Below are 18,166 nucleotides of genomic sequence, written 5' to 3' on the forward strand. Positions count from 1 at the left end.
GAACACAATTCCGTACCTTCGCCGGTACTATTTCCCACCCACCAACCTGCATTATGCGCCAGAATCATTGGGTTAAAGCCCTGTTACTAACGCTGCTGTTGCCCCTGACGGCCCACGCCGACGAGGGCATGTGGCTTCCGCTCTTCATCAAGCGCCTCAACCAGGCCGACATGCAGAAGAAGGGCCTCAAGCTGACGGCCGAAGAAATTTACGACGTCAACAATGCCTCGCTCAAGGATGCCGTGGTGCAGCTCGGCGGCTTCTGCACCGGCGAATTCGTGAGCACCCAGGGCCTGCTGCTCACCAACCACCACTGCGGCTACGACGCCATCCAGACCCACAGCACGCCCCAGAACAACATTTTGCAGGACGGTTTCTTCGCCGCCACCAAGGCCGATGAGAAGAAGAACCCCGGTCTGTTCGTGGACATTCTGGTGCGCATGGAAGACGTGACGGCCAAAATGACCGCGGGCCTAAGCGCCGCCACGCCCGAAGCCGAGCGCGTGGCCACCATCCAGCAGCGCCAGCGCGAAATGGCCGAAGCCGCCAAAGAAAACGGCCAGTACGTGGCCTACGTGCGCGACATGTTCGGCGGCAACGAGTACTACCTGTTCATTTACCAGCGCTTCGGCGACGTGCGCCTGGTAGGCGCCCCGCCCGAGGCGGTGGGTAAGTTCGGCGGCGACACCGACAACTGGATGTGGCCCCGCCACACCGGCGACTTCAGCATGTTCCGGGTGTACGCCGACAAGGACAACAAGCCCACCGCCGGCCCCCAGGACGGCAATGTGCCCTACGTGCCCAAAAAGCACCTGCCCGTGGCTTTGCAAGGCGTAAATGAGGGCGACTTCGCCATGGTGTTCGGCTTCCCCGGCCGCACCCAGCGGTTTCTGCCCGCCGCCGGCCTCCAGCTCACCCTCGACCAGACCAACCCGGCCCGCATCAAGCTGCGCGACACCCGCCTCAAGCTCTGGAAAGCCGACATGGACAAGAACCCCAACCTGCGCCTTCAGTACGCCAGCAAGTACGCCAACATTGCCAACTACTGGAAGTACTTCATTGGCCAGAACGAGGGCATGAACCGCCTGAAAACCGTGCAGACCAAGCGGGCCGAGGAAGCCGCCCTGACCCAGTGGATTGCCCAGGACCCCACCCGCCAGCAGCAGTACGGCGAGGCCCTGACCACCATCGAGGACGCTTACAAAACCCAGCGCCAGTACAACCTGAGCACCCAGTACGTGAACGAGGGCGCTTTCGGCACCGAAATTATCACCCTCTCGGCCCGCATGCTGCCCCTGGCCAACGCCCTGAAAAGCGGCGACAAGGGAGCCATCAGCAAGGCCACCGAAGCCCTGCAGGAACCCGTGCAGGACTACTTCAAGAACTACAGCGCCGCCACCGACCAGAAGGTATTTGCCGCGCTACTGGGCCTTTACATGCAGGACGTACCCCAGGACCAGCAGCCCGACGTGTTTGCCCTGGTGAAGAAGCAGTACGGCGGCTCGATGGATAAATACGCCGCCTACGTGTACGGCAACTCCTTCCTGACCTCGGAAGCCAAGGTGAAGGCCTTCCTGGCCAACCCCTCGCTGGCCAAGCTCGAAGCCGACCCGGGTTACAAAACCTACCAGTCGGTGTACACGAACTACGTGCAGAACATCCTGCCTAAAGTGCAGGCCTCGCAGGCCGGCCTCGGCCGCGCCAACCGCCTTTACGTAGCCGCCCTGCGCGAAAAGAACAGCCAGAAGGTGTACTCGCCCGACGCCAACTCCACCATCCGCCTCAGCTACGGCACCGTGCGCCCCTACGACGGCCGCGATGCCGTGCACTACGACTACAAAACCACCGCCCAGGGTATTCTGGAAAAGGAAGACGCTTCCAACCCCGAGTTTGTGGTCCCTAAAAAGGAGTTGGAGCTGCTCAAGATGAAGGATTACGGCCGCTACGCCGACAAGCAGGGCAACCTGCCGGTGGCCTTCATTACCGATAACGACATCACGGGCGGCAACTCCGGTTCGCCCGTCATCAACGGCCGCGGCGAGCTGATTGGCATTGCCTTCGACGGCAACTGGGAAGCCATGACCGGCGACCTGGCCTACGACCCCGACCTCAAGCGCTGCATCAACGTAGACATCCGCTACGTGCTCTGGTGCATTGAGAAGCTGGGCGGTGCCAAGCACATCGTCGATGAAATGACGCTGGTCAACGGCGCGCCAAACCCCGGCATCGGCCCCGCCTCGGCCAGCACCAGCCTCCTGAACACGGGCATGGGCGACCTGGAAAAGATGAAGGTGAAAACCGAGCAGGGCGGTAAAACCAAAATCAAGCGCAAAAACAAAAAGGAGAAGGATTCGGCTAAAATGTAGCCCGGTATCCCGCTTTTGCCCATTGGGGCACTGGCCCCCGAAGCTCCGGTACCGTTAGGTGCCGGAGCTTTTTGCTGGGGTACAGCGGTTGGTCGGGTTCCGGAAACCGACTTTTTGCACCTGATTCGCGTAGTTTCCTTGCGTGGCCACCGCTGTTCTTGCGCGTTGCCGCCTTCCTCACCCTCCAAGCTTCCGCCATTATGCCTTCTGCCGACTCCTATGTTATTGGCCTCGATTTCGGAACGTCGTCGGTGCGGGCGTTGCTGGTGGAAGCGGGCACCGGCCGCGAGGTGGCGGAGGCCGTGCGCGAGTACCCGCGCTGGGAGGCCGGGGAGTTCTGCGACCCCGACCGCAACCAGTTCCGCCAGCACCCCCTCGACCACCTCGAAGGCCTCACGGCAGCCGTGCGCGAGGTGGTAGCCCTGGTCGATGACCCCGCCCGCATCGTGGGGTTGGCCGTCGATGCCACGGCCTCCACGCCCGGCCCGGTAAACGAGCAGGGCGTGGCGCTGGGCCTGCTGCCCGAATTCGCCGACAACCCCGACGCCCTGTTCATCCTCTGGAAAGACCATACGGCCGTGGCCGAAGCCGAAGAAATCAATGCGCTGGCCCGCCGCTGGGGTGGCCCCGACTACACCCGCTACTCGGGCGGGGTGTATTCGCCGGAGTGGTTCTGGGCCAAAATCACGCGCATCGTGCGCCAGAACGAGGCCGTGGCCCGCGCCGCCTACTCCTGGCTGGAACACTGCGACTGGGTGACGCTCGAACTCACCGGCCAGCCGCTGGCCGACCTGAAGCGGAGCCGGTGCGCCGCCGGCCACAAAGCCCTCTGGCACCCCGACTGGGACGGCCTGCCCGCCGAGATTTTTCTCACCCAACTCGAACCCCGCCTGGCCGGCCTGCGCGCCCGCCTCTACCAGAACACCTACACCGCCGACGAGGTGGCCGGTACGCTCAGCCCCGTCTGGGCCAAGAAGCTGGGTTTGCGCCCCGAAACGGTAGTGGCCGTGGGCACCGTGGACGCCCACGCCGGTGGGGTAGGGGCCGGCATCAGGCCCTACACGATGGTGAAAGTGATGGGCACCAGCACCTGCGACATTGTGGTGGTGCCGCCCGCCGATCTGGCCGGCCGGCCCCCGGTAGCGGGTATTTGCGGACAGGTGCTGGGCTCGGTGGTGCCGGGGCTGGTGGGGTTGGAGGCCGGCCAGTCGGCCTTCGGCGACCTGCTGGCCTGGTTCGAGAACCTGCTGACCTGGCCCCTGACTGCCGTGCTGGCGCGCAGCGCCGGCCTGAGCCCCGAACAACGCGAGAAACTACGGCTCGATGCTGAGGAAAACCTGCTGGAGCTGCTTACCGAAGCAGCCCAGGTCCTCGGCCCCGCCCCCAGTCCGGTGCTGGCCTTGGATTGGGTAAACGGCCGCCGCACGCCCGACGCCAACCACCAGCTGCAAGGGGCATTGCGCAACCTCACGATGGGCTCCGGGGCCCCGGAAATCTTTCGGGCCCTGGTAGAAAGCCTCTGCTACGGCTCGCGCCGGATTCTGGAGCGCTTCGGGGCTGAAGGCATCCGCGTGGAGCAAATCGTGGCCATTGGCGGGGTGGCCAAAAAATCGGCCTTTATCATGCAAACGCTGGCCGACGTGCTCAACCACCGCCTGGTGGTAACGGCCTCCGAGCAGGCCCCAGCCCTGGGCGCGGCCATGTACGCGGCCGTGGCCGCCGGCTGCTACCCCACCGTAGAAGCTGCCCAGCAGGCTATGAGCAGCGGCTTCTCGGCCACTTACGAACCCGACCCGGCCCGCGCCGCCGCCTACGCGCCCCACTACGCCGCTTACCTGGCGCTGGGCAACTTTATTGAGGAGTCGACTACCGGTCAACTCAACAATTCGGCCGCTCACTTGTAACTATCAACTCACCAAATTCACTGGCCCCATTTTGCATGGCGAAATCATTTCTGACGGACATTAAAAAACACTTTGGCGACGGCAATTACGCCGGCGACGAGTTTGGCGGGGCCCGCGGCACCTCGGGGCAGGGGCTGCCCACCGGCGGGCCGGGCAACTTCATGTTTGCCACCGGCATCGAGTGCTCGTACCCGACCATCGAACACGGCAAGGTGCGCCGCGACTTGCTCGAAGAGTGCGGCCACTACGAGTACTGGCAGAAAGACCTGCAGCTGGTGCACGACCTGGGCCTGAAAGTGCTTCGCTACGGCTTGCCCTACCACAAAACCCACCTCGGCCCCGGCGAGTACGACTGGGAGTTTGCCGACAAGGTGATGGCCGAAATGCAGCGCCTGGGCATCACGCCCATTCTGGATCTGATGCACTTTGGCGTGCCCGACTGGCTGGGCAACTTCCAGAACCCCGAGCTGCCCGTGCACTTTGCCGAGTACTGCGGGGCCGTAGCCGAGCGCTACTCCTGGGTGCGCTACTACACGCCCATCAACGAAATCTACGTAACGGCCAAGCTCAGCGCCAAAGATGGCATCTGGAACGAGCAGCTGCGGTCCGACGAGGCCTTCGTGACGGCCATCAAGCACCTGGTGGCGGCCTCCATTATGGGCAACCAGCAAATCGCCCGCCACCGCCCCGACTGCGTGATTGTGCAGAGCGAATCGGCCGAGTATACCCACGAGCTGCGTACCGAGCGCACGCCCCACATTCAGCTCGAAAACAAGCTGCGCTTCCTGGCCCTCGACCTGCTCTACGCCCACCACCCCGACGGCGAAGTGTACCAGTACCTGAGCGACAATGGCCTGACCCGCCAGGAATACGACTGGTTTATGGTAGGCGAGCCGCCCGGATATCAGATTATGGGCAACGACTACTACGGCCGCAACGAGCGCATGATTCTGCCCAATGGGGAGGTGCTCACGGCCTCCGATGTTATGGGCTGGTTCAACATCACCCACGACTATTACCTGCGCTACCACAAGCCGGTGATGCACACCGAAACCAATGTGTTTGACCCTGAGCAGGCCCCCACCTGGCTCTGGAAGCAGTGGGTGAATATTTTGCAGATGCGCAAGCTGGGCGTGCCGGTGCTCGGCTTCACCTGGTATTCGCTCATCGACCAGGTCGACTGGAACCGGGGCCTGGAGGCAAAAGAAGGTACCGTAAATGCCTGCGGCCTCTACGATATGAACCGCAACCCGCGCCCCGTAGCCGAAGCCTACCGCCAGCTACTCCAGGAGTACGGCCAGATTACCATTATCCCCCACGGCGAGCTGTTCGAGCAGAACAGCCGCCCGGCCACGCTCAAAGTGGAGATATAACCCGCTCCGGTAAGGGTGAGGAGCCCGTTCCGGCTCCCGGTTATCCAGTCCAGTACCCGAAGGCCCGCCCCGCTGAATCAGCGTGGGGCGGGCCTTTTTGGTAGAAAAATGCCCGCCCGCTTGCGGGAGTCATGGCAAGTGTATACTTTCCAGCAGTTCAGCTATTTAACGTTTATTTTATGGTGAAAATATCCATATTCTCAGTCCTGCTGATCGGCTTCTCGACGGCGGCTTTTGCCCAAGGACCCGGCTTGTGGGGTGCCCGCGCGGCCGCCCTGGGCCAGATGGGCGCCGTGCTGGCCGACGACGCCTGGGCCGGGGCCGGCAACGCCGCCGCGCTGGGCCAGCTCAACCGGCCTGCCGTGGGCGTGGGGGCCGAAAACCGCTACCTGCTGCCCACCCTCAATACCGCCTCGCTGGTGGTGGCCGTGCCCATTGCTTATCGGAAAAGCGACGCGGCCAGCCCACCCACGCCGGGCGTAACTGCGGCCGTAGCCGGGGCCGATGCGCCGCGCTACGGCACGGTGGGTTTCACGGCCCAGCGGTTTGGGGGCACGCTGTATTCGGAGCAGCGGCTGGGGCTGGGCTATGGCTACCAGCTGGGCACCGTGCGGGTGGGGGCGCGGGTAGAGGTGCTGCAAACCAGCATTCAGGGCCTCGGCAGCCGCCGCGTGGTGGCCGCTTCGCTGGGCGGGCAGGCCGATATCATTCCGCGCCGCCTCACCTTCGGGGCCACGCTCTACAACCTCAACCAGGCCCGCCTGGCCGAATACCAGGACGAGCGCCTGCCCACCGTGCTGCGGGCCGGGTTGGCGTGGCGGCCCGCCGAGAAAGTGCTGCTGCTGGTCGAAACTGAGAAAGATGTGGAGCAGGACGCCGACTTTAAGGCCGGCCTCGAATACCGGCCCCTGCCGGCCCTGGCGCTGCGGGCCGGCCTGAGCACGCTCAGCAGCCAGCTGACGGGCGGCGTGGGCCTGCGCACCGGCGCCTTCCGCATCGATTACGCCGCCGCCTGGCACGAAACGCTGGGCCTGAGCCAGCAGGTGAGCGCCGCCTACGTGTGGGAAAAACCCGGCCGGCCATGAGGACGGGAGTGTTAGGTAAAATGTGGCCCGGACTTCAGTCCGTAGCCCATGCATTAGCCGCTGTTTTCACGAGCGGGCTACGGACTAAAGTCCGGGCCACAGCCGCGTTACTGGCCGCGCTGCTGCTCCAGGCTGCTGCGGCCCAGGCTCAGGAGTACCCGCGCCCGCCGGTGCCCGACCTCGACCGGCTCACCCAGGAGCTGTTTGCCGAAATCCAGACCGACGAGAACAACGTGCCCTACGAGGACCTCTACGAAACGCTGCTGCTCTATTATCAGACGCCGCTCAACCTGAACGCTGCCAGTCGCGACGAGCTGCGGAGCCTGCTGCTGCTCTCCGAAAACCAGATAACCCACCTGCTGGAGCACCGCCAGCAGAACGGGCCGCTGCTGAGTTTGTATGAGTTGCAAAGCGTCGAGGGTTTCGAGCTGCGCACCATCTACCGCGTCGCGCCCTTCGTGGCCGTGCTCAACGCCGACCCCAACGCGGCCCGCGGCAGCCTCTGGCAGCGCATCCGCAGCGAAGAAAACAACGCCCTGTTTCTGCGCTACGAGCGCACTGTGCAGGGCCGCCCCGGCTATGGCCCCGCCGATACCACCCGCACCGGCCGCCCCGCCACCCGCTACCTGGGCTCGCCCGACAAGTTGCTGCTGCGCTACCGCGTGAGCCGAAGCCGGGATTTCAGCCTGGGCTTCACGGCCGAAAAAGATGCTGGCGAGCAGCTCCGTTGGAACCCCGCCACCCGCCGCTACGGAGCCGATTTCTACTCGGCCCACTTCGTGGTGCAGGAGCGGGGGCGGCTCAAAACGCTGGCCCTGGGCGACTACCAGCTGCAATTCGGGCAGGGCCTGCTGTTGTCGTCGGGGTTCGTGGTGGGCAAGGGGGCTGAAACCATTACCACGTTGCGCCGCAGCTCGGTGGGCGTGCGGCCCTACGCCTCGGTGCTCGAAAACACGTTTTTCCGGGGCGCGGCGGCCACCGTGGCCCTCACGCCCACGGTGCGGGCCACCGTGTTCGGCTCCCGCAAGCGGGTTGATGCCTCCATTCAGCAGGCCCGCGACTCGCTGGCCGAATTCCGCGAATTTACCTCGGGCTTACAGCTCACGGGCCTGCACCGCACGGCTACCGAGCTGGCCAACCGCCAGGCTTTGCAGGAAACCATACTCGGCGGCCACGCCCAGTACACCAGCCCCAACAGCGACCTGCAACTGGGTTTCACGGCCGTCAATACCCAGTTTGATAAGCCCGTGCAGCGCCGCGACGAGCTGTATAATAAGTATGAGCTGCGCGGCGACCATAACCTGGCCCTGGGGGCGAACTACAGTTATGTGTGGCGCAACCTGCTGCTGTTCGGCGAAACGGCCCGCAGCGCAGGCGGCGGCCTGGGCACCGTGAACGGGCTGCTGGCCAGCCTCGCGCCGGCCGTCGATGTGTCGGTGCTGCACCGTTCCTACGCCCGCAACTTCCACACGCTCTACGGCAACGCGTTCGGGGAAAACTCGCGCAACATCAACGAAAGCGGCCTGTACCTGGGCCTGAAAGTGCGGCCGGCGACCCGCTGGGAGGCCTCCGCCTACTACGACCGGTTCCGCTTCCCGTGGCTGCGCTACCAGGCCGGCGCCCCCGGCGCGGGCCACGACTGGCTGCTGCGCCTCACTTTCAGCCCCACCAAAACCAGCCTGCTCTACGCCCAACTCCGCCAGCGCACCAAGCCCTACGACGCCGACACACTGCGGCCCGTGCCGGTGCCCGTGCCCACCCGTCGCCGCAGTCTGCTATTCTACTACGACACCAGCCCGCTGCCCCAGCTCAGCCTGCGCACCCGGGTGCAGGGCACCGGGTACCGCGAAGACGGTGGCCCCACCCGCCACGGCTACGTGCTGGCCCAGGACGTAACCGTGCAGCCCCTGCGCCACCTGCGCCTCTCGGCCCGCTACGCCCTCTTCGACACCGACGACTACGATACCCGCCAGTACGTATTCGAGCAGGACGTGCTCTACGCCTTCTCCATTCCGGTGCTCGCCGGCCAGGGCACCCGCACCTACGTGCTGGCCCAAGTCGAATTCAACCGCCACCTCACGCTCTGGCTCCGCTACGCCGACACCCACTACCGCCACCAGGACTCGGTTGGCTCGGGCCTCGACGAAATCCAGGGCAACCGCCGCTCCGATGTGAAGGCCCAGCTGCGGTACCGGTTTTGAGGGGAGGGCACAAGAGAAAAGCCTGTCATCCTGAGCGGAGCGAAAGACCTTATACCACTGCAACGAGTCGTTCGTACGGTCGTTTTTGTGCTGTAAGATCCTGCGCTCCGCTTAGGATGACAGGCTTTTTTCTTGTGCCCTAAAGTACTGAACCCTAATTACTCCTTCACCAGTCGCACGATGGCCGGGCCGGCGGAGGTGGTGAGGTGGAGGGTGTAGATACCGCTGCTCAGCGCACTCAGGTCCAGCGGGAATTGCAGCTGCTCGGTGTTCTTGGTGAAGGTGCGGGTATACACTTGGCGGCCAACTGCGTCGATGACGCGCAGGTTCATGCTGCCGCGCTGGGCCGTGTCGATGGTAACCTGGAAAAGGCCGGTGCTGGGGTTGGGGGCCACGATAACGGACTGCTGCAACGTGGCCGCGTTCACGCTCGTGATACCGGCTACCGTCTGGCAGCTTTCGGTGGAATAGGTTGAGGCCCCCACTGTATTCACGGCCCGCACCCGGTAGCAGTATTGGCCGTTGCCCGTTACGTTGTCGGTGAAGAAGGTGGTGTTGGCGGGCAAAGTGGCAATGCGCGTGAAGGCCGTGCTGCCACCCCGGGAGCGTTCCACCTCAAAGCCGGTTTCGTTGTCGGCTTTGTCCACCCACAGCATGTCGATGGCTGCGCTGGTGGCCTGCACGCTCGGCGGCAGGGCAGTGAACGAAACCGGGGCTGCCGGCAGCGCATCCAGGGTGCACAATTCAAGCGTCCAGCCCTGGAAAGTGCCGCCGTTGCCGGGGTTGTTGTCGGCCACGGTGAGGGTCCAGCTGCCGGTGGCCGGCGAGCCCAGCAGGGCGGCGAAGGAGGCGGCCGGCCGAACCGTGGCCCCTGCCCCCACGGGGCAGGCCAGCGCGTTGGGGGCGCTGTCGTCGAAGCTCACTGCCAGCGTGCCGGCCCCCACACACAGGCGCGGGTACACCACCACGCGTTGGCCGGCCGGGTTGGTCAGGGAAATTTCCAGGTCGCTGAGCTCCTCGTGGCTGATGTTCAGGTCCCGGATCCGGACGTTCGAAACGCGGTTGCCATCCGTCACCTGGATAACCGAAGTCAGGATGGGCACCGTGCCGGCTGGAATGGGCTGGGGCAGATTCGGGGCCACGAAGCTCCGGCAGGTCTGTACATCGGTCCGGAACGATACTGCGGCCGAATACGGGGCCGCGCCGCAGGCGCTGAGCGCCCGCACCCGCACGTAGTACGTGGTGGCGGGCAGGAGCTCACTGAGGGGCGTGAAGCTGGTAACCGGCCCGGTGGTGAAGGTCTGGAGGCCGGCCGTGAAGGCCGCGTTGGTTGCCAGCTGCACCTCGTAGCCGGCGGCGTTGGCCACGGCGCTCCACCCAATGCGGGGGCGCAGCAGCCCCACGGAGCCCGCCGTCGGAGCCGTAACGGTAGCCGTCTGCGTGGCGGTCGGCTGAATGGTCAGCGGTACTTCCAGCGTCCGGTTAACGGTGCCGCTGGTCCCGATGAGCGCCAGCGTGTAGGTGCCGGCGGCCGTAGCGGGGCCGGCGCTGATGGTGGCCGTGGTGCCGGAGCCCGCCGCTACCGTTGGGTTGGCAAAGGAAACCGTGACGCCCGCCGGCAGGCTGGGAGCCGTCAGCGTCACCGGGCCGCTGAAGCCTTGCAGCTGGCCCACCGTAAGCGCCACCGTACCCGAGCTGCCGGGGCAAAACGCGAGTGAGCCCGCCGCGCCGGCCGGCCCTTGCAGGTAGAACGTGGGGCCGGTGGGTACCTCAATCGTGAAATTCTGGTCCGAAACGTCGAAGAAGATGCCGCCGCTGGCCCGCACCCGAATGCGGGCCTGGGTGGTTGCCGTTACGCTGGCGGGCAGGGTGAAGGATTCGTTTCCGTCGTTGGGCGTGGCCGCCAGCAGGGTAGTGGGGAAGGTCAGGCCGCCATCCGTGGAAAGCTGAATATCCACGTTGGCGGCGCTGATGGGGGCCTGGGTGGTATTGGCCACGCGCCAGGAAACCTGCTGGGGCGCGCCGGCCACCCAGGTGGTCGCCGTGTTGGGGGCCGTCACCACGAAGGGGCCGGCCGTGGGCACCACCACCACGTGCATGGAGTCGTAATCGGTGCCCCCGCCCCCGGCCCGGTTGTCGCGGGCTACGAGGCGGAAAATCAGGCGGCGGCCATAGGTGGGCAGCAGCTCGCCCTTGGTCTGGGTGTTGGCGAGTATATCGGCCAGGCGCGGAAACGTCCGGGCCGGGCTGGTGGTGGGGGCGAAGGTGCGAAACAGCGGCGCATCGGCCACCGGCCCGGCCGGCGACCCGGCCGGCCCCAGGTTGTACTGTTCCCAGGAATAGGTCAGGGCGTCGTTGTTGGCATCGGTGGCCGTGCCGGTCAGCACGAAGGGCGTGCCGAGGGGAATGGCGTAGTTGCGGCCCGCGTTTACCACCGGCGGCGTGTTGCCGGTGGCCGTGCGCACGGCGCAGTTGCCGGCCCCATTCAGGTGGGCCACAATCTGGTCGAGGCTGCGGGAGTGGAAGTAGGCGTCGGAGTTGGGCTGGATGTTGTCGGCCCCGCAAATACCGGCGTACGCCATGATGGTGGTGCCCGAACCCGGCTCGAAAGCCGAGCTGCCCGCCCGGTTGCCGCCCCCGCAGGCCCCGGTCTGGCTGTTGAAGGTGTGGTCGGCCCCGAACTGGTGCCCCATTTCGTGGGCCACGTAATCCACGTCGAAGGCGTCGCCGACGGGCTGGAAGAGGCCGGTTACGCCGTGGGCTTTAACGGAGGTGACGCACACGGCCCCGAGCTGGGCTATGCCCCCACCCCCGGTGCTGAACACGTGGCCGATGTCGTAGTTGGCCGACCCGATGAACTGATCCACCGTTTTCTGATTCTGGCTCAGCAAGGCCTCCGGATCATCGTCGGTGTAGGGGTCGGTATCCTTGTCGAGAAAGATCAGCGCCTCGTTCTGGGCCACCAGCACCAGGCGCACGGCCAGCTCGTGCTCGTAAATCCCGCTCACCCGGTTGATGGAGGTGACGATAGCGGCCAGGGCGCTGGCTTTGGTGCCGCCGTGAAAGGTGGCGTACTCGCCGGTGCAGGCCAGGGCCAGGCGGTAGGTGCGTAGGGTGGCCCCGTTGGCGGCGGCGGCCCGCTGAACCGGCCGGCGTAGGGCATCGGCCAGGTTGGTATCGGCGGCGGGCACCGCGCACGCGAACGGCGACAGGTGCATGGCCCGGCGCTCAAATACCAGGTGGGTGCGGCTGCCCGGAGCGGCCGGGTCGATGTAGACCACCGAGCCGGCGGCCAGAATCTGGGCGTGGAAACCGGCGGGCGTCAGGTCGAGGCGGGCAGTGGCGGTGGGGTCGTCGAGGCCCTGGGCCACGTAGGTACGCAGCGCGGGGTAGCGGGCGGCCAGGGCCGGGGCCAGCACCGGCACCTGCTCCACCCGGAAGCGCTGGGAGCGGCCATCGGGCAGGGGCAGACTGATGACGGGGGCCAGGCTCCGGGTCGCGGTGGCGTGCGCCGGCGGCGCGCTCCGTAGCGCGGCGCGCACGGCCTCCAGCTGAAAGTCCACGGCCCGGTAGTAGGTCAGCGACTGGGTTACGCCCCGGGCGGCGGCGGGCAGTGGGGCCGCTTCGGACCAGAGCACGCGCTGGGCGTAGCCCGGCACAACCGTGCCTGCCGCCAGCGCGGTGCCGGCCAGTAAAGGCCGCAGCGCCCGCCGAATCAAGGTAGCTAGTGTTTTCATAAAGAGGGAAAGGAAGGCAGAGGAGAAGGGCGGGGCCGCCGCCCGGTGGCGGCCCCCGGAATAGAAGGGCCAAGATAGACGTTTTGCCCGCCAGCCCGTTGTTGTTCTGAAAGATAAAGTGTGGCCCTGGCCAGCCGGCCTGCCCCCGGAGCGGGCCGGATTCCTGCGGCCCTGCCGGTCGGAGTCAGCATGAAAAACGCCCGCTTCCGGGCAGGGAAGCAGGCGTTTCAGTAAACCCGAATGGCGGATGACCAGGCCCAGGCTGGTTTCCTTCTCCGGTAAGCCGGGCCGCCCGGTCCAAGGCCCAACTTACCGGAGTTAGCCGGCCAACCTTGCGGGCGGGGGCGGCTCAGGCGTCGGTTTTGAGCAGCACCAGCTGGGCTTTGTCGGCGGCGGCTACTTTGCGGCGGAACTCCAGGTAGGCCGGGTACTCGGTGGCGGCAAAGCGGCGGCGGGGCATTTCCAGCCGCCGGATGTAGCGCAGGGTGCCATCGGGCAGGGTGCTTAGCTGGCTGGAGTAGGTGCCGAAGGGCGTTTTGAGCTGCACCGGCGCGGGGAGCTGCTCGGGCCGCAGGCTGGCGGGCAGGTGCAGCTGCACGGTATCGAGCTGGGTAAAGGCGTGGTCTAGCCGGACTTCCGACTGCCGTTCGCCCCCCGAAGTAGCCAGCGTGGGCAGCCGGCTCAGCAGGTTGGGCGTGAGAAAAACGCGCTTGCCGCTGGGCGGGGCCAGGCCGGGCAGCGTGAGGGCCAGCGTTTCGGTGAGGCCGGGCACGGGCGCGCCGGGGGGCAGGGCCTGAAACGCTACCTTGTGCAGGGTGAAGTTGGGCAGGGCCAGCTGGTTGCCCACGCGCTTTTTCTGCTCGCTCAGCTCCAGGCCGGGCAGGCCGGCCACGCCATCGTACTCCAGGCCGGTGCGCAGGGTGCGCAGGGTGGCCGTGGCGTTGCCGCTGGCATCCAGAAACACATCGGCGTGCCGTTCGCGGCGGTTTTCGGCCGCCCCGTAGCGGGGCGTCGGAACCAGGTGGCCGCCTTCGGGCAGCAGCAGCAGGGCGTGGCGGTTGCCCGTGAAGCTGCCCATGTAGCCGAACGGATCGGTCTGGCTGGTGCATTCCAGCCACACGGTATCGGGCCGGGCCGGCTGGGTGAGGGGCACGCACAGCACCACGTGGTTGAACTGGGAGCTGGGAAAATCGGTGCGGATGTCCTGCTCGTCGGTGCCCGCGCGCACCAGGGCCGCGTGGGCCTTGATGCCGGCCGCGCCCAGCAGGGCCTGGCAGTAGTTGGTGAGGGCCTTGCAGTCGCCGTAGCCGTTGGCCGCTACCGCAGAGGCCGGGAAGGTCTGCCAGCCGCCCAGGCCCAGCTGCACCGAAATGTAGCGGGTGTTGGCTTGCAGGTACTGGTACACCTTGCGGATGCGGGCCCGCTCGTCGGGTTCGCCCTGCACCAGCGCCTGCATCCCGGCCACCAGGGCCGGGGGCAGCTCGGCGCGGCCGGCGTTGAGCTCGTAGGTCCAGCGGCTGAGGTCGGCCCAGCTGCTGAGCCGGCCGGCGTGGCCCTGCACCTCAAACTCGGCCGGGGCCGTGTACACGCTCGGGGTCAGCTCCCCCACGGCGGGGCCATCGGGTTCCTGCTCGCGGGCCGGCAGGTTGCGCACTTGCCACTCGTACACGTCCTGGCTGCCCTGGGTGCGCCTGGCCTGGGCGGTGCCGGCGGGCAGCTGCCGTTCCTGATAGCGCAGAGCCATGCCGGTTGGCATCAGAACGCGAAACGAGGCCTGCTCCACGCTGAGCTGCTCCACCGGCTGGGGCCGCCAGGTGGAGTAGAACAAGGGGTTGTCGGACACCACTTCGTACTCGAACTCCACCGTGTAGGGGTAGGTGGGCTGGCTCAGGTCGGCTACCCGGCCCCGCCCGTCGCTGGCCAGGCTGAAGCCGTCGGACAGGCTGATGTCCTGGATATCCTGGCTGCGGAGCTGGCGCAGCTGCCGGCCCGTGGCATCATACACGGCCCCCCGGAAATAGCTGACGCTGTTGAGCTGGCTGTAGTAGACCAGCTCGGCGGCCCAGCGGCGGCCGGCCTCGTCGAGAATGGTAACGGCCCGGCGGGTAGTTTCTACCGTGCGCCCCACCGATTTCACCAGCAGCGTTTCTTCCTGGTAGCGCACTACGGCGTGGGCATTTTCGCGCAGCGCGGGCGCCAGATCGGCCACGGCATACTTGGGGGCGGTACCGCCCGTAGCGGCCAAGGGGCCGGCCAGGGCCAGCGTAAGGGTAAAACCCGACAGAAGCAGCCGCATAAGATATAAACGAAGAAGATGGACAAATATCAGTTGCCAGTTGTCAGTTGCCAGTGTCCGGTGGTCAGTTGTCAGTTGCCAGTTGCCAGTTGCCAGTGTCCGGTGGTCAGTGTCTAATGGTTATGCTCCGCGCTGCATGATGCCTTACAACTGACCACTGACCACTGACAACTGACCACTGGCAACTGACCACTGACAACTGACCACTGGCAACTGACAACTGACAACTGACAACTGATCAGGCTTTCTTTTTGAGGACCAGTTGCTCGCTTTGCTTGGCCATCATACGGGCGAAGAACTCGCGCAGGTAGGCGTATTCCTGGGCCGAATACACGGGCCGGGCCAGGTTCATGCGGCTCACGATCTGGAGGCCCAGGGGGCTCTGCTGCACGCCGTAGGTGAAGCGCCCACCCCCTTCGGGCAGCTCCAGCGTCATATTCTGGGGCATCTGCTCCAGCTCGTAGCCGGCGGGCAGGGTCAGGTTCACCAGCAGCGTTTCGTCAAACTTGGCCCCGAAATCCACGGGGAAACGCCGGTCTTCGTGCAGGAAGGGGTTTTTGTCGGTGCCGAAGTCGCGCAGCGGGTTGAGGTAGATGGTTGCCACCGGGGCCTCGGCCCCGGCGCTGGCAAACTCATACTCCAGCGTGAGGGGCTTGTGCAGCAGGTCGCGCTCCTTGAAGGTGTACTTGGCAATATCCCAGCCCTCGTGGCTGGTGGCCAGCTCCTGCATATACTTCTTCTCGCCCAGCTTGCGCAGCTTCTCCCGCTGGTCCAGGGCCAGGTAGCCGCCGTGCTCCTGGTGCACCTTGCCGCTGACACCGCCCTTCTCGTCCACCGTCAGATTGACCTGGCGGTAGGAGAGGAACCGTTCGCTGGGCGTCAGGTCGATCCAGCGCGACTCCTGGCCCCGGGGCAGCACCAGGCGGCCCACGCCGTTGAGGCAGCGCTGGGGCAGCATACCGCAGGGAGCCAGCTCCTCGGTAGCGTCCACCAGCATGTCTTTGCCCCCGGGCAGGGCCACGTGGGCCAGCACGTAGTTGAAGCGGCTGCTCAGGGGCACGTTGGTTTCCATGCGGCCGTGGCTGCGGGTGCTCAGCACAACGGGGTTGGCCGTAAAGCCGGCCTCGCGCAAGGCCGCAATCAGCAGCAGGTTCACGTCGGCGGCCGAGCCGCTTTTCTGGTCATAGGCGCGGCGGATGGTGCTGCCGGCCATCACGCCGTTGTTGCCGTTGTGCTTCACGCTGCGCCGTACCAGGTCGTGGATGGCGGCCACGCGGGCGGCGGGGTCGGTGGTGCTGGCCAGCAAGGGCGCGAGCTGGTCCTTGAGAAAGCCGCCCTTGTTGAGCTGTATCCCGAAGTTGTCGTCGTTCAGCAGCTCATCGTCAATCTTGGTCCAGGAGCCGGCCACGGGTTTGTAGGGCTCGTTGGGCCACTTGGTGCCGGCCAGCTCGAAGTCGATTTTGGCCACGTAGTCGTTGGTGGTGGTCATGTAGGGCTCCTCGCGCAGGGCGGGCACGTTTTCCATGGCCCAGCGGTAGTTGGTCACGCGGGGCGTCAGCACTTCGGAGCCGCCGGCTTCGCGGCCGCCCCGCATGCCCGGCGTTATGGAGGGTGCCCACCGGATGGTGTACTGGGTGGAGGCCTCGTTCTGCTCCTGCACCTTCAGCGGCTCGTAGCCCTGCATGAGCATCTTGTAATCGAAATACTCCGGAATGGCGGCCCGGTACTCGCTCCAGCGCACCGGAATATCCGACTGGAAGGTCCAGTCCTGGAAGTTGAAGATGAACTCTGAGGCCACCAGGTAGGTGTACTCCACCACGCTGCCCACCCGCACGTTGGGCAGCGTGAACTTGCGGATGGTGATGTTGGGCGTGCTTTCCTCCTTGAAAATGGCGTCGGAATTAAGCTTTTCCTTGACTACCTGCCCGTTCACCAGGTTGTAGGTGAAGCCCTTCAGGCCCAGGAGCTTTTCCTCCCGGTTGGCCTTGTGGTAGAGCGGCACCTGCACGGTCGCGTAGTCGTAGCCCGATTTCTTCAGGATCTTAACGCGGGTCACGCGCTCAAACACCACCCGGAACCCGTCCTCGGCATAATCGAAGCGGGAGCGGCCGAAGTCGCAGAGCACCACGGCCGGGGCGGCGCTGTCGGCCACAAAATTGCGGGCCGTGAGGTCGGCTTCGTCAATCTTGCCAAACTTAATGGGGTCGGCCTGAGCCTGGGCCAGCGAAACGGCCGCGCCGCTGCAAATACCGGCCAGCAGCCACCGGCGGAGTAAAGGTGAAATCATACCGAGCGAGAGGTAGAATAAAAAGAAGTGATTCAGGCGAAAGTACCAGGGCCTGCCAATGAGCCGAGCGCTTAAACAACACGAGGATAGGCAATAGCAAAAAAAGACCGCGCTAACGAAGGGCCAATATCCTGTTTATTCCGAAGATGAACAACCCGTGAAGAATGTTTTACAGGCCTTCCATCCTCCGGTCGCCGTTGAGCCCCGCAAGGGCGTCATGGGTATAGAAAAAAAGCCATGCTCCGGCCGGCCTTAGTCGGCCAGCGGGGCGGGCGTGCGGTGGCGCATCAGCAGCAGGAACACGAGGCCCAGCAGCACGCTGCCGGCGCTGGCCAGGTGCACGAAGGGCAGGCGGGCGGGCTCGTTGGCAAACACCCAGCCCGCCATCAGGGCCCCGATGCCGATGCCCGCCTCCAGGGCCATGTACATCGTGGACACGGCCCGGCCCCGCCGTGCGGGGTGGCTCAGATCCACCGTCCAGGCATAAATGGTGGGTGAATTCAGGCCCGTGCCCAGCCCGAACAGCACGGCCCCGGCCAGGAACACCAGGGCCGACTGGGCAAAGGCCAGCAGCAGCAACGAGCTGATGATAACCACCGACGAGCCCAGCAGCACCGGCACCCGGCCGTAGCGGTCGGAGGCGCGGCCGGCCAGCAGGCGCACTACCAGCGAGGCCCCGGTGTAGCAGATGTAGAACAGGCCCTTGCTCTCGCCCGTCAGGCCCAGCACCCGGCTCTGGTCGGGTACCACGGTGAAAATAGCCCCGAACGGCAGCAGAAACAGCAGCGTGGCGGCGGCCGGAATCAGCACCCGGGGCTCAAACACTTCGCCCCAGCTTTCAATGCGCAGCAGCCGCCAGCGAAAGCGCTGGCGCTGGGCCGCGGGCAGCGTTTCGGTCATGGTGCCCTGCACGATCA

General features: G+C 65.7%; 9 protein-coding genes. 5 read left to right on the top strand and 4 right to left on the bottom strand.

Translation table 11 applies throughout. The annotated features are described in order from the left end of the window. The first annotated feature begins 53 nt into the window (after window positions 1-53). The 5 genes from D0T11_RS15965 (at window position 54) to D0T11_RS15985 (ending at window position 8,929) form a co-directional block, all read left to right on the top strand. Complete coding sequence (locus tag D0T11_RS15965) at window positions 54-2,366, top strand: S46 family peptidase (RefSeq protein ID WP_119656804.1); 2,313 nt, start codon at window positions 54-56, stop codon at window positions 2,364-2,366. A 200-nt stretch (window positions 2,367-2,566) separates the two neighbouring features. Then, a complete protein-coding gene (locus tag D0T11_RS15970; protein ID WP_119656812.1) occupies window positions 2,567-4,270 on the top strand; it encodes a ribulokinase in 1,704 nt (567 codons plus the stop codon). A gap of 35 nt (window positions 4,271-4,305) precedes the next feature. Then, window positions 4,306-5,643 (top strand): family 1 glycosylhydrolase, encoded by a 1,338-nt coding sequence (locus D0T11_RS15975; RefSeq protein ID WP_119656805.1) that lies wholly within the window; start codon window positions 4,306-4,308, stop codon window positions 5,641-5,643. A gap of 179 nt (window positions 5,644-5,822) precedes the next feature. Then, window positions 5,823-6,728 carry a hypothetical protein gene (locus D0T11_RS15980; protein WP_119656806.1) on the top strand — a complete coding sequence of 302 codons (906 nt, stop codon included), beginning with the start codon at window positions 5,823-5,825 and terminating at the stop codon, window positions 6,726-6,728. A gap of 20 nt (window positions 6,729-6,748) precedes the next feature. Beyond that, a complete protein-coding gene (locus D0T11_RS15985; protein WP_119656807.1) occupies window positions 6,749-8,929 on the top strand; it encodes a helix-hairpin-helix domain-containing protein in 2,181 nt (726 codons plus the stop codon). A gap of 158 nt (window positions 8,930-9,087) precedes the next feature. Here D0T11_RS15985 and D0T11_RS15990 read toward each other — a convergent pair whose 3' ends face one another. The 4 genes from D0T11_RS15990 to D0T11_RS16005 all read right to left on the bottom strand — a co-directional run. Further along, window positions 9,088-12,666: a reprolysin-like metallopeptidase gene (locus D0T11_RS15990; protein WP_119656808.1), complete on the bottom strand. Its 3,579-nt coding sequence runs from the start codon at window positions 12,664-12,666 to the stop codon at window positions 9,088-9,090. A 349-nt stretch (window positions 12,667-13,015) separates the two neighbouring features. Continuing rightward, complete coding sequence (locus D0T11_RS15995; protein ID WP_119656809.1) at window positions 13,016-14,962, bottom strand: DUF3857 domain-containing protein; 1,947 nt, start codon at window positions 14,960-14,962, stop codon at window positions 13,016-13,018. Between the two features lie 238 nt (window positions 14,963-15,200). Then, the gene (locus tag D0T11_RS16000) at window positions 15,201-17,249 is read right to left on the bottom strand and encodes a DUF3857 domain-containing protein (protein ID WP_119656810.1); all 2,049 of its coding nucleotides are present in this window, start codon (window positions 17,247-17,249) and stop codon (window positions 15,201-15,203) included. Between the two features lie 252 nt (window positions 17,250-17,501). Continuing rightward, on the bottom strand, window positions 17,502-18,166 hold a 665-nt coding region (locus D0T11_RS16005), incomplete at its 5' end, for an MFS transporter (RefSeq protein WP_147374689.1).

This window comes from Hymenobacter rubripertinctus, from assembly GCF_003583925.1.
GTDB lineage: Bacteria > Bacteroidota > Bacteroidia > Cytophagales > Hymenobacteraceae > Hymenobacter > Hymenobacter rubripertinctus.

Coding starts and splice junctions, on each gene's coding strand:
- D0T11_RS15965 (WP_119656804.1), top strand. CDS start 54: ATGCGCCAGAATCATTGGGTTAAAGCCCTGTTACTAACGCTGCTGTTG.
- D0T11_RS15970 (WP_119656812.1), top strand. CDS start 2,567: ATGCCTTCTGCCGACTCCTATGTTATTGGCCTCGATTTCGGAACGTCG.
- D0T11_RS15975 (WP_119656805.1), top strand. CDS start 4,306: ATGGCGAAATCATTTCTGACGGACATTAAAAAACACTTTGGCGACGGC.
- D0T11_RS15980 (WP_119656806.1), top strand. CDS start 5,823: ATGGTGAAAATATCCATATTCTCAGTCCTGCTGATCGGCTTCTCGACG.
- D0T11_RS15985 (WP_119656807.1), top strand. CDS start 6,749: ATGTGGCCCGGACTTCAGTCCGTAGCCCATGCATTAGCCGCTGTTTTC.
- D0T11_RS15990 (WP_119656808.1), bottom strand. CDS start 12,666: ATGAAAACACTAGCTACCTTGATTCGGCGGGCGCTGCGGCCTTTACTG.
- D0T11_RS15995 (WP_119656809.1), bottom strand. CDS start 14,962: ATGCGGCTGCTTCTGTCGGGTTTTACCCTTACGCTGGCCCTGGCCGGC.
- D0T11_RS16000 (WP_119656810.1), bottom strand. CDS start 17,249: ATGATTTCACCTTTACTCCGCCGGTGGCTGCTGGCCGGTATTTGCAGC.